This is a genomic window from Consotaella salsifontis (assembly GCF_900167365.1).
Lineage (GTDB): Bacteria > Pseudomonadota > Alphaproteobacteria > Rhizobiales > Rhizobiaceae > Consotaella > Consotaella salsifontis.
The window spans coordinates 188,736-201,008 of the sequence record NZ_FUXL01000005.1; the positions used below are offsets into that span (position 1 = coordinate 188,736).

Annotated in this window: 8 protein-coding genes; 5 read left to right on the plus strand and 3 right to left on the minus strand. The window is 65.9% G+C overall.

What is annotated here, in order from left to right; translation table 11 throughout:
- The first annotated feature begins 17 nt into the window (after positions 1-17).
- The 4 genes from B5D38_RS09015 to B5D38_RS09030 all read left to right on the plus strand — a co-directional run bounded on the left by B5D38_RS09015 (position 18) and on the right by B5D38_RS09030 (position 7,489).
- Positions 18-1,964, plus strand: coding sequence for a methyl-accepting chemotaxis protein (locus B5D38_RS09015; protein WP_078708081.1), 1,947 nt, complete (start codon positions 18-20; stop codon positions 1,962-1,964).
- 325 nt (positions 1,965-2,289) lie between these two features.
- On the plus strand, positions 2,290-4,494 hold the full coding sequence (locus B5D38_RS22735) for a methyl-accepting chemotaxis protein (RefSeq protein ID WP_280949378.1): 2,205 nt from the start codon (positions 2,290-2,292) through the stop codon (positions 4,492-4,494).
- 404 nt (positions 4,495-4,898) lie between these two features.
- The gene (locus B5D38_RS09025; protein ID WP_078708082.1) at positions 4,899-7,148 is read left to right on the plus strand and encodes a methyl-accepting chemotaxis protein; all 2,250 of its coding nucleotides are present in this window, start codon (positions 4,899-4,901) and stop codon (positions 7,146-7,148) included.
- Between the two features lie 203 nt (positions 7,149-7,351).
- Positions 7,352-7,489: a DUF3096 domain-containing protein gene (locus B5D38_RS09030; protein WP_078708238.1), complete on the plus strand. Its 138-nt coding sequence runs from the start codon at positions 7,352-7,354 to the stop codon at positions 7,487-7,489.
- Positions 7,490-7,507: 18 nt separating this feature from the next.
- On the opposite strand, the gene B5D38_RS09035 is transcribed toward B5D38_RS09030, so the two are convergent.
- The 3 genes from B5D38_RS09035 to B5D38_RS09045 are packed head-to-tail and all read right to left on the minus strand — an operon-like array spanning position 7,508 to position 11,213.
- Positions 7,508-9,733: a xanthine dehydrogenase family protein molybdopterin-binding subunit gene (locus B5D38_RS09035; protein WP_078708083.1), complete on the minus strand. Its 2,226-nt coding sequence runs from the start codon at positions 9,731-9,733 to the stop codon at positions 7,508-7,510.
- Positions 9,733-10,713 carry an FAD binding domain-containing protein gene (locus B5D38_RS09040; protein WP_078708084.1) on the minus strand — a complete coding sequence of 327 codons (981 nt, stop codon included), beginning with the start codon at positions 10,711-10,713 and terminating at the stop codon, positions 9,733-9,735. Before B5D38_RS09040 ends, B5D38_RS09035 begins: the two co-directional genes overlap by 1 nt.
- Positions 10,710-11,213 carry a 2Fe-2S iron-sulfur cluster-binding protein gene (locus tag B5D38_RS09045; RefSeq protein ID WP_078708085.1) on the minus strand — a complete coding sequence of 168 codons (504 nt, stop codon included), beginning with the start codon at positions 11,211-11,213 and terminating at the stop codon, positions 10,710-10,712. Before B5D38_RS09045 ends, B5D38_RS09040 begins: the two co-directional genes overlap by 4 nt.
- 173 nt (positions 11,214-11,386) lie before the next feature.
- Between B5D38_RS09045 and B5D38_RS09050 the strand changes: the two genes are divergently transcribed.
- Positions 11,387-12,241, plus strand: coding sequence for an SDR family NAD(P)-dependent oxidoreductase (locus tag B5D38_RS09050; protein WP_078708086.1), 855 nt, complete (start codon positions 11,387-11,389; stop codon positions 12,239-12,241).
- Positions 12,242-12,273: the final 32 nt, after the last annotated feature.

A 12,273-nucleotide genomic window follows, 5' to 3' on the forward strand; every position in this document is an offset into this window, starting at 1 on the left:
TGGTAGGCGAGGGCCGCATGACGTTGTCGATTTCGAGGAAGCTGGGACTTCTGGTCGCTCTCGCCGCGCTGATCTGCATATCAGTGACAGCCGTACAGCTTCTTTCGCTGCGAAGCGCCATCATGGTCGAGCGCAAGGCGCTTCTCAAAACCCAGATCGAGACGGCGATCTCGATGACCAAGGGCTTCAAGGCCCAGGCCGACGCGGGCAAGATTTCCCAGGACGAGGCCAAGAAACTCGCAGGAGAAGCCCTGTCCGCCGTTCGTTATGGCCATGACGACTACGTCTTCGTCAACGACGACAAGGCCACCATCATTGTTCACCCGAAGGCCGAGCTGGTCGGCCAGAACCTTTGGGAAAAGAAGGACCCGAACGGCGTCCTTCTGTTTCAGGAACTCATCCGCCAGGCCAAGGCCGGCGGCGGCTACACCCCCTATCTCTGGCCGCGTGCCGGGGCCGAGGAACCGGTCGCCAAGCTGAGCTACTCGGCGCTTATCCCCGATTGGGGCTGGGTGGTCGGCACCGGCGTCTATATGGATGATCTCAGCGCGATTTTCTGGCGAGAGGTTCGCACCGCCCTCCTTTGGTCCGGCAGCCTGCTCGCGGTGCTTTTCGCCGTAGGGTGGATGCTCGCCCGCACTATCTCGCGGCCGATCGAGAAAATCACCCAGGTCATGCGCGAGCTCGCGGGCGGCAAGAATTCTGTGACCGTACCGTTCAAGGGCCGCTCGGACGAGATCGGCCGGATGGCAGGAGCCGTGGAGGTTTTCCGCAACGCGGCTGTCGAGCAGAAGCGCCTTGAAGAGGAGTCGGAACGCCTTCGTGCCAGCCAGGAAGCGGAGCGTGAGCGCCAGGCGGCGGCCGATCACGAGAAGGCGGAGCGGCTGGAAAGCTTCATCGCCGACATCGGCGCCGGCTTTGCGCGCCTTTCGGACGGCGACCTGACGGTTCGCATGAACAAGGCGGTCGCGGCGGAGTTCGAGACGATCCGCGGCCAGTTCAACGGCTCGGTGGAGAAGCTCGAGACGACGCTGGGCTCGGTGGTGAGCTCCATCGGCTCGATCCGCTCGGGCCTCGACGAGATCAACACGGCCTCCAACGACCTCGCCCATCGCACCGAGCAGCAGGCGGCGGGCCTGGAGGAGACGACGGCGGCGCTGACCGAGGTGACGCGGGCGGTGAACGAAACGGCCGAAAGCGCGGGCCGCGCCCAGCATTCCGCCGAAACCGCCCAGAAGAACGCCGAGAAGGGCGGCACCATCGTCGGTCAGGCGGTCGAGGCGATGGCCCAGATCGAAAAGAGCTCGGAGGAGATCGGCAAGATCATCGGCGTGATCGACGAGATCGCCTTCCAGACCAACCTTCTCGCCTTGAACGCAGGCGTCGAGGCGGCACGCGCCGGCGAAGCCGGCAAGGGCTTCGCCGTCGTCGCCCAGGAGGTTCGCGCGCTGGCGCAGCGCTCTGCTGAAGCGGCCAAGGAGATCAAGGAGCTGATCTCCAAGTCGAGCGAGCAGGTCGGGCGCGGCGTCGAGCTGGTGACGGCCTCGGGCAAGAGCCTGGAAGAGATCGTGGCGCAGGTCGCCTCGATGAGCCAGGAGGTGAAGGAGATCGCCAAGACCACCCGCGAGCAGGCCGCCAACCTCAAGGAAGTCTCCACCGCCGCCGACCAGATGGACAAGGTGACGCAGCAGAACGCGGCGATGGTGGAGGAGACGACGGCGGCGGCGCAGACGCTGGCGAACGAGACCGACCATCTCGCCGAGTTGATCGCCCAGTTCCGCACGGCCGCGAGCGCCGGCCATGCCTCGCAGGGTGCCCGCACGGTTCGCCGTCAGGCGGCGGCCGCGGCTCCTCGTCCTGCCGCCAAGCCCGCGCCGCGCCCGGTCCCGCAGATGAGGACGGCGGGCGCCGGCGGCGCGGCGCCCAAGGCCGCCCCGGCCAACGAGGGATGGGAGGAGTTCTAGGCCGCTCATCCCCTCGAGAAGCAGCTCTCAACCAGAAGGACCGGCCGCAGCGATGCGGCCGGTCCTTTCGTCATTGGAAACGGGAAAGGCAGGGCGGCACCCAATACCGTTTGAGTATCATACTATAACTTCGCGGTATTGTTTATTTATACATCCTAAACGACGCCGAGACACAATCTACGGATGTTAATACATTATCGCTTGTTTAAGCCCCATCATGCGAGAAAGAGATAGTGGAAGCGCCGACCAATCCGGAGGCTGCTCCAGCCTCGCTCGCCGATCAAGGGTTTCAATGCGTCTCTCGAACTTCAAGATCTCACAGCGTATGGCTGTGGCCGCGGCCGTGTCCATCCTCGGAATGCTCGCCCTCGCGGTGACGCCGTTCATCGAGAGCGGGATTCGCGCTCCTTATGAAGCCGTCGCTCAGAAGGCCGACCAGGCGGAGCGCCTGATCAAGGACATCGAGATCAATTTCCTTGAGGAGCGGCGAGCGGAAAAGGATTTCTTCCTACGCAAGGACGAGGCGTCGCTCGCCAAGCACCTGGAAATATCCGCCAAGCTCGACCAGCAGCTGCAGAACCTTTCCGGCGCCCTCGACGCGAAGGAGATCGCCGGGCTGAAGAACGATGCGGGCGAGATGACCTCGCTCTTCGGAGAGTACGTGAAAGTGATGGCGGCGGCGGCCGACGGCGAGAAGACGCTGGGGCTGACGCCGGATTCCGGCCGCCAGGGCGACCTGCGCAAGGCCGTCCACTCCCTGGAGGCAACGCTCGAAACCATCGCCGATCCGCAGATGCAGGTGATGATGCTGATGATGCGTCGTCACGAGAAGGATTTCATTCTTCGCCAAGACCGCAAATACGCCGCGCAGCTGCATGATCAGGCGGCCGCTATGAAGGCCCTGCCCGAGGCCCGCTTCGGATCTCCCGAGGCGTACGCCTACTCGCTCGCAGATATCGACACCTACGAGAAGAATTTCGACGCCTATGTCGATGCGACGTTCGAGGAAGCCGATCTGCGCGAGCAGCTGAGCCAGGTCTTTTCGAAAATCGAGCCGCTCTTCCGCACCATCCAGTCGGGTGTGAGTGCCGCCCGTGCCGATGCCTTCTCCTCGGCCGCTCAAATCTCGGCGACCGCCCGCCAGTCCATGATCGGCACGGCGGTGGTGCTGACGCTCCTCGTCTCCGCAATCCTCTTCGTCGTCGGCCGCTCCATCACCGCGCCGCTGATCCTGACCGCCTCGGCCATGCGCCGCTTCGCCGAAGGCGACATGACGGCCCGCCTTCCCGAGGAAGGGCGGAAGGACGAGGTCGGCGACATGGTGGGCGCTCTCCTCGTCTTCCGAAAGTCGGAGGAGGAGAAGCGCCGCATGGAGCGGGAGCATCAGGAATCCGAAAGGCATGCGGCCGAGGAGCGGCGACATGCCGAGGCGGCCGCGAGCGAGCGGGCGCGGCTGGAGTTCATCGCCAATGTCGAACCCGTCTTCTCCGCTCTTTCCCAGGGTGATCTGACGACCCGGATGGACCCGGCGCGCATGCCCGGCTTCGAGGAAATCTGCGATCTCTTCAATCGCTCGATCGTCGAGCTCGAAGGTGTCGTGGGCTCGGTGGTGAGCTCCATCGGCTCGATCCGCAACGGCCTCGACGAGATCAATACAGCCTCCAACGATCTTGCCCACCGCACCGAGCAGCAGGCGGCGGGCCTGGAGGAGACGACGGCGGCGCTGACCGAGGTGACGCGGGCGGTGAACGAGACGGCCGAAAGCGCGGGCCGCGCCCAGCACTCGGCCGAGACCGCGCAGAAGAACGCCGAGAAGGGCGGGTCCATCGTCGGCAAGGCCGTTTCGGCCATGGCGGAAATCGAAAAGAGCTCGGAGGAGATCGGCAAGATCATCGGCGTCATCGACGAGATCGCCTTCCAGACCAACCTTCTCGCCTTGAACGCAGGCGTCGAGGCGGCGCGCGCCGGCGAGGCCGGCAAGGGCTTCGCGGTGGTGGCCCAGGAGGTTCGCGCGCTGGCGCAGCGCTCGGCGGAAGCGGCCAAGGAGATCAAGGAGCTGATCTCGAAATCGAGCGAGCAGGTGGGCCAGGGCGTCGAGCTGGTGACGGCCTCGGGCAAGAGCCTGGAAGAGATCGTGGCTCAGGTCGCCTCGATGAGCCGAGAGGTTTCCGACATCGCCAAGACGGCGCGCGAGCAGGCGGTGAGCTTGAAGGAAGTCTCCACCGCCGCCGACCAGATGGACAAGGTCACGCAGCAGAACGCGGCGATGGTGGAGGAGACGACGGCCGCCGCGCAGACGCTGGCCAACGAGACGGATCACCTCGCCCAGCTCATCTCCCAGTTCCGCACGGCGGCGAGCGCCGGCCATGCCTCGCAGGGGGCGCGCACGGTTCGCCGCCAGGCGGTCGCCCCTGCTCCGAAGGCAGCATCCAGGCCCGCGCCGCGCCCGGTCCAGCAGATGAGGACGGCGGGCGCCGGCGGCGCGGCGCCCAAGGCCGCCCCGGCGGACGAGGGATGGGAGGAGTTCTAGGCCCTCATCGCTCCTACAACACGGCCTTCAATCGAAAGGACCGGCCGCAGCGATGCGGCCGGTCCTTTTCTTTGGAAGTGGCGTATGACCGCCCGCTATTCATGATCGCCGCACGTCTTTTGACTTTCGCAACCAATCAGCCGGAAGTCCTCAACGATGCCGCTGCAAGCCCGGGTCTTTGATCGCCGCAGCCCGTTGGTTCGATGCGGTAAAACACACGCCGGCGTATATACTTCGCAACCTTGGGTGTATTTATCAGAAATAAACTGAATTTAATTCTTTGCTACTGTCAATTTTAGGACTACATCAATATGTCCTCGATAGTTTTTAGTCGGCTCAAAAAGCTCAATCGACAAAAACTTACTGTACGGCTAGCCCCCCTACGCCCGAGGAACTTCCCCGCGATGACGACGACGGATATCAAGCGTCCCCTTTGGGTGCGCATCACTGCCTATGGATTTGCAGCAGTTCTCTTCGCCGGTTGCACGATCGGTGGCTTTGCGTGGTATCGCCAGTCGATGATGGGCGACACGATGATCGGCGCGGAATTGCGCAACGATGTCGGCTTTGTCTTCGCGGATATCGACGCCCAGAAGAATTCCGCCGCCGGCCTTGCCGTCGCCATCGCCAGCCAGCCCGAAGTCGCCGTGGCGCTCGAGCGCGGTGATCGGGAGGCGCTCCTTGCAAGGTATGAGAAGAGCCTCGCCAGCATCACGGCGGCAAGCTCGTTGCAGCTGATCACCTTCGCGGACGAGAATGGTATTGCGGTCGCCCGCGCGCACAATCCCAAGACGTTCGGCGATGACATGAAGGGTCGGCGCAAGACTGTCATCAGCGCCCTTCAGTCCAAAGCGCTCGCCGCGGGCGTCGAGCCGGGGCGCGATGCCGTCAGCGTCTTCGCCTCTGCGCCGGTCCTCGACAACGGAAGAGTGGTTGGAGTCGTCGATGTCGGTACAAAGCTCACGGAGGAATACTTCCAGCAGCTGTCTGACAAGGTCGGAGGCAAGCTTGCTGTCTATATCCTCGGCGACCAGGGCTTGGCGCAGCAAGCCTCGACCTTTCCGGGCGAGCCGCTGCTGAGCGAGGAGGAGCTGCGGCAGGCCTTCGACGGCAGCCGTGTCCGCCGGGAGTTTTCCGCCGACGGCAAGGATTTCGCCGTCACGGCAGTGCCCTTCAAGAACTACTCCGGCGACAAGGTCGGCGTCGTGGAGCTCGCCTCCGACGTCTCCGAACTCGTCGAACGGCGTCAATCGGCGCTTTGGTATGTCGCGACGGCGGCGGTCGTGGTTTCGCTGCTCTCGCTCGCCGGCTTCTTCCTCTTTGCCCGCTCGCTCGGCTCGGCGATCCGCCGGGTGACGACGGTGATGAGCCGCCTCGCCGCCGGCGACAAGACGACGATGGTCGAGGGTGCCAACCGTCCCGATGAGATCGGCGCGATGGCTCGCGCGGTCGAGGTGTTCAAGGCGGCGGCCATCAGGCAGGAGCAGCTCGAGCACGAGGCGCAGGTGCTGCGTGAGAAGCAGGAGGCGGAACGCGCCCGGCAGCTGGCCGAGGAGCAGGCCAAGGCCGACGAACTCCAGAGCTTTGTCTCGGACATCGGCGCCGGCTTTGCCCGCCTGTCGGATGGCGACCTGACGGTTCGCATGAACAAGGCGGTCGCGGCGGAGTTCGAGACGATCCGGGGCCAGTTCAACGGCTCGGTGGAGAAGCTCGAGACGACGCTGGGCTCGGTGGTGAGCTCCATCGGCTCGATCCGCTCGGGCCTCGACGAGATCAACACGGCCTCCAACGACCTTGCCCACCGCACCGAGCAGCAGGCGGCGGGCCTGGAGGAGACGACGGCGGCACTGACCGAGGTAACACGGGCGGTGAACGAGACGGCCGAGAGCGCGGGCCGCGCCCAGCACTCGGCCGAAACCGCCCAGAAGAACGCCGAGAAGGGTGGAGCCATCGTCGGCAAGGCCGTTTCGGCCATGGCGGAAATTGAAAAGAGCTCGGAAGAGATCGGCAAGATCATCGGCGTCATCGACGAGATCGCCTTCCAGACCAACCTCCTCGCCCTGAACGCAGGCGTCGAGGCGGCGCGCGCCGGCGAAGCCGGCAAGGGCTTCGCCGTCGTCGCCCAGGAGGTTCGCGCCCTCGCCCAGCGCTCGGCGGAAGCGGCCAAGGAGATCAAGGAGCTGATTTCCAAGTCGAGCGAGCAGGTCGGACAGGGCGTCGAACTGGTGACGGCCTCGGGCAAGAGCCTGGAGGAGATCGTGACGCAGGTCGCGGCGATGAGCCAGGAGGTGAAGGAGATCGCCAACACCGCCCGCGAGCAGGCCGTGACCCTGAAGGAAGTCTCCACCGCCGCCGACCAGATGGACAAGGTGACGCAGCAGAACGCGGCGATGGTGGAGGAGACGACGGCGGCGGCGCAGACGCTGGCGAACGAGACCGACCATCTGGCGCAGCTGATTGCCCAGTTCCGCACGGCGACGAGCGCCGGCCATGCCTCGCAGGGCGCGCGGACAGTTCGCCGTCAGGCAGCGGCTCCGGCGCCGAAGCCGGCCGCCAAGCCCGCGCCGCGCCCGGTTCCGCAGATGAGGACGGCGGGCGCCGGCGGCGCGGCGCCCAAGGCCGCCCCGGCCAACGAGGGATGGGAGGAGTTCTAGGCCGCTCATCCCCTCGAAAAGCAGCTCTCAACCAGAAGGACCGGCCGCAGCGACGCGGCCGGTCCTTCTGCATTTGTCACAGTTTGATACACGCGCGGCACAGAAGGCGGCATCCGGCGCGCTATCTTGATCCTGGCTCCGAACTCCCCTGGCATCCGCCGTCGGAGCGGGGGCGGAACAGGCAAGGACTGGATACGCCGATGATGTACGGATCGATCGCCATTCAACCTCTCATCGCGCTGGTCGCCGGGGTGCTCATCCTGATCGCGCCGCGACTGCTCAACTACGTGGTCGCCATCTACCTCATCATCATCGGCATCGCCGGCTTGGCTCATTTTTGACGGCGCGCCCCGCGCCGCTCATTGCCTTCCGCCGCCCTCGGCAAGCCCTTCGAGAACCTTGTCGAGCGTTGCCGGGTAGTCGCGGACACGCACGCCGCAGGCATTGTAGATGGCGTTGGTCACGGCCGCGCCGGCGCCGCTGATGCCGAGCTCGCCGAGCCCCTTGGAGGCCATGGGCGAGGCGAGGCGATCCACCTTGTCCAGAAGCACGACGTCGAGCTGAGGCACGTCGGCGTTGACCGGCACATGGTACTCGGCAAGGTCGTGGTTGACCAGGAGCCCGTTCCGGTCGTCGATCACCAGTTCCTCGGTGAGCGCTGTGCCGATGCCGAAGATCATGCCGCCGAGGCACTGAGAGCGCGCCGTCTTGGCGTTGAGGATGCGCCCCGCCTCGCACACGGACAGCATCCGCCGGACCCGCGTCTCGCCCGTCACCGCATTCACCGCCACCTCGCAGAAGTGCGCGCCATAGCTCGCCTGGTGGTGGTCCTTGGTCGCATTCCCGGGCTGGAGCGTTCCCTCCGCGCTCAGCGCCTCGCCCGCCAGAAGCTCGACCAGAGGCACTTGGCGATTGCCGGCGACGGCCGTGCCGTCCTTGAGGGTCAGATCTTCGGCCGCGCAGTCCATCTTCCGCGCGAGGCGCTCGATCAGAGCCTCGCAGGCGATATAGACCGATGATCCGGCGCTGGCGGCACCGAACGACCCGCCCGAGCCCGAGCTTTCCGGCAGCGCCGAATCGCCGAGCAGCACGGTGATCCGGTCCATCGGCAGACCCAGCATCTCGCCCGCCGTCTGCGCGAGGATGGTATAACTTCCGGTGCCGATGTCGGTCATGTCGGTGAGCACGATCGCCCGGCCGTCCGGTTCGAGGCGCACCTCGGCGGATGATTGGGCGAGAAGGTTCTTGCGCGAAGCGGCGGCCATGCCGATGCCGATCAGCCAGTCGCCTTCTTGCCGCGCCCTGGGGCGGGCCTCGCGCTCGCTCCAGCCGAAACGCCGCGCCCCCTCCTCCATGCATTCGATGAGATGCCGGCTGGAAAAGGGCTTGTCGTCCTCCGGATTCCTGTCCGGCTCGTTGCGCTTGCGGAACTCGATCGGGTCGAGCCCCAGCTTCTCGGCCATCTCGTCCATGGCGTTTTCCAGCGCCAGCATTCCCACCGCCTCGCCGGGCGCGCGCATGGCCGAGGCCATGAGGACGTCGAGTTCGGCGAGCCGATGCGTGATCAGGCGGTTTTCGCCGGCATAGAGGAAGACGGTCGAGAGCCCGATGGGCTCGAAATAGTCGTCGCCCGCCATGTTCGAGCACCAGGATTCATGCCCGATGGCCGTGATCCGCCCGTCCCTGGTCGCGCCGATGCGCACACGCTGGATCGTGTCGGTGCGCCGCGACGTCACCTGATAGACCTGCTGGCGCGTGAGCGCGACCTTGACCGGTCGCCCGATCTCCTTGGCGACCATCGCCGCGAGCACGGCCTCGGGCCCGATGCCGAGCTTGCCGCCGAAGCCGCCGCCGATATAGGGCGTCAGGATGCGCACCTTATCCGGCTTGATGCCGAGCGCCGCCGCGAGCTGGCGCGTGTTGTCGCCGACGAGCTGGCACGAGGTGTGGACGGTGAGCTGGCCTCCTTGCCATTCCGCGACGGCCGCGTGCGGCTCCATGGCCGAATGGCTCTGGCTGGGCGTGCGGTAGGTCTCGTCGAGCTTGACCTCGGCCTCGGCGAAAGCCCGCTCGAAATCGCCGCGCGCCGTGTCCGGCGGCATGTTGCCCGGCGGCGGCACCTTGGCATTTGGCCTTTCGGCATCGAGGTCGTAGCGTCCCTCCCGGGTCTCGCACTCCACCGTGACGAGGCTGGCGCCATGACGCGCGGCCTCGAAGCTGTCGGCCACCACGAGGGCGAGGACCTGCCCGTAGAAATGGATTTGCCCGCCGCCGATGGCCGGCTTGTCGCCGCTCGGCTGGGCCGAGTTGGTCGGCAGGTTGTCGCCGGTGAGAACATGGATGACGCCCGGCGAGGAAAAGGCCTTCAAGGTGTCGATGGAGACCACCTTGCCCTTGGCCACCGGAGCGGTGACGACGACGCCGTAGGCAACGCCCTCGCCATGCCGTGTCTCATAGGCGTAGGGCGCCTTCCCCGTCACCTTCAACCGCCCCTCGTAGCGGTCGAGCGGCTTGCCGATGAGGCCCTGCGCACCTTTGTCGAGACGGGTTTCGCCCAGCGCTTCGTTCATGACGTGGGTCGGCATCACTTGTCTCCCTGGCAGGCTTCGGCGAGGACGGCGCAAAGGGTTCGCCGGGCCAGCGTGATCTTGAAATCATTGGCGCCATGCCCGCGCGCCTCGGCGAGGAGAAGGTCGGCCGCCTCCTCGAACAGCGTCGGCGAGGGTTCCTTGCCAACGAGATGGGCCTCCACCTTTTCGTTGCGCCAGGGCTTGGGCGCCAGGCCGCCGAAGGCGAGACGGGCGGCGGCGATGCGTCCCTCCTCCATCGAGGCGACCGCCGCGACAGAGACGAGGGCGAAGGCGTAGGAAGCGCGATCGCGAACCTTGCGATAGACCTGGCGATCGCCGATAGGCGCCGGCAGGACGACCGCGACGATCAGCTCGCCGGGTTCAAGGGTGGTTTCAATGTGCGGCGTCTCGCCCGGCAGCCGGTGAAGCTCGGCCAGGGGGATTTCCCGCGAAGAGCCATCGGGAAGCAGCGTCTCGACCGTGGCATCGAGCGCCAGCAGCGCGACCGCCATGTCCGACGGGTGGACGGCGATGCAGTTCTCGCTGCCGCCGAGCACGGCGTGAATGCGGTTGAAGCCGTCAAGCGCGGCGCATCCCGACCCCGGCTCCCGCTTATTGCAGGCGGCGGACGGCTCGTAGAAATAGTAGCAGCGCGTGCGCTGAAGGAGGTTTCCGCCGGTCGTCGCCTTGTTGCGGATCTGGCCGCTCGCCCCGGCGAGGATCGCGCGGGCAAGCACGGGGTAGTCGCGCCGCACCGCGGCATGGCGCGCGAGGTCGCTGTTGGTGACGAGCGTGCCGATGCGCAGTCCCTCGTCGGTGGGCTCGATGCGGTCCAGCGGAAGCCGCGAGATGTCGACAAGACGGCGCGGAGCCTCGATCTCCAGCTTCATCAGATCGAGGAGGTTGGTCCCGCCGGCGATGAAGCGCCCGCCCGCAACGGCAAGATCGGCCGCCTGGCCCGCGTCGGTGGCGCGCTGATACTCGAAAGGTCTCACGCCGTCTCCTCCGCGTTCGCCTCAAGGATCGCCTTGACGATGTTGGGATAGGCGGAGCACCGGCAGAGATTTCCGCTCATCCGCTCGGAAATCTCTTCGGCTGTCGGCTCGAAGGGACCGTCGAGATCGTCCGAGACATGGCTGGGCCAACCCTGCGCCATTTCCTCCACCATCGCGACGGCCGAGACGATCTGCCCCGGTGTGCAGTAGCCGCACTGGAAGCCGTCATGGGCCAGAAAGCTCGCCTGCATCGGGTGGAGGTTTTCAGGATCGCCCAGGCCCTCGATCGTGGTGATCGCGTCGCCCTCGTGCATGACCGCGAGCGTCAGGCATGAATTCACGCGCCGGCCGTTGACCATGACGGTGCAGGCGCCGCACTGGCCGTGATCGCAGCCCTTCTTGGTTCCGGTCAGTTGAAGATGCTCGCGCAGGGCGTCGAGCAGCGAGGTTCGAAGGTCGAGATCGAGGTCGTGCTCGGTCCCGTTGATGGAAAGACGCATGGCGGCTCGACTCCCTGGAATTGTCTGAGGCTTCAAACGCGCCAGCGACCATTTGTTTGCATCACCGGCCAAAGGGATTTCAGCATCCACGCGCCAGGTGACGGCTTGCCGCCTGGGGATCGGAGGCCTAGCCTTCCTGTCTGATCCAACCGCAACCCCGCCGTGAGATCCCGATGACCCACCCCGCCCTGTCGCCGTCCAACATCGCTCTCGTCACCGGAGGGGCATCGGGCATCGGCCTTGCGGCGGCGCGGCGCTTCGCCGCTCTCGGCCTCAAGGTGGTCGTCGTCGATCGCGACGAGGAGCGGTTGAAGCCGGCCGCCGCCGAGGTCGCGGCAAAGGCGGCAGGGGGTGCGGCGGACGTCATGGCGGTGGCGATCGATGTCGGCGACCGCCTGGCGCTGGAGACGCTCGCCAAGACTGTCAAGGAAAGCTGGGGCGTGCCCAACGTTCTGATGAACAATGCCGGCATTCAGCCCGGCAGTGGCATCTTCGGCCCCGAGGCGGCATGGATCGAAATCCTGCGCATCAATCTCGGCGGCATCGTCAATGGCTGCCAGGTCTTCGTGCCGGAGATGATCGCCAGCGGCAGGCCCGGCCTCGTCATCAACACCGGCTCCAAGCAGGGCATCACGACGCCGCCGGGCGATCCGGCCTACAACGTTTCGAAGGCCGGCGTGAAGGTGTTCACCGAGGCGCTCCAGCATGACCTTCGCGGCCGCGAGAACTGCAAGGTCGAGGCGCGCCTGCTTATCCCCGGCTTCGTCTTCACACCACTCACGGCCCACGGGCGCTCGTCAAAGCCCGAGGGCGCCTGGACACCCGACCAGACCGTGGACTTCATGATGGAAAAGCTCGCTGCGAGCGACTTCTACATCCTCTGCCCGGATGGGGAAGTGACGCGGGAGATGGACGAGCGACGCATCCTCTGGGCGGCAGGCGACATCGTCGAGAATCGCCCGCCCCTGTCGCGCTGGCATCCCGATTATGGGGAGGCCTTCAAGGCTTTCGCAAAGAAGACGGACTGACCGGCGGCGCCACGGTTCCCGCTCACGCAAGG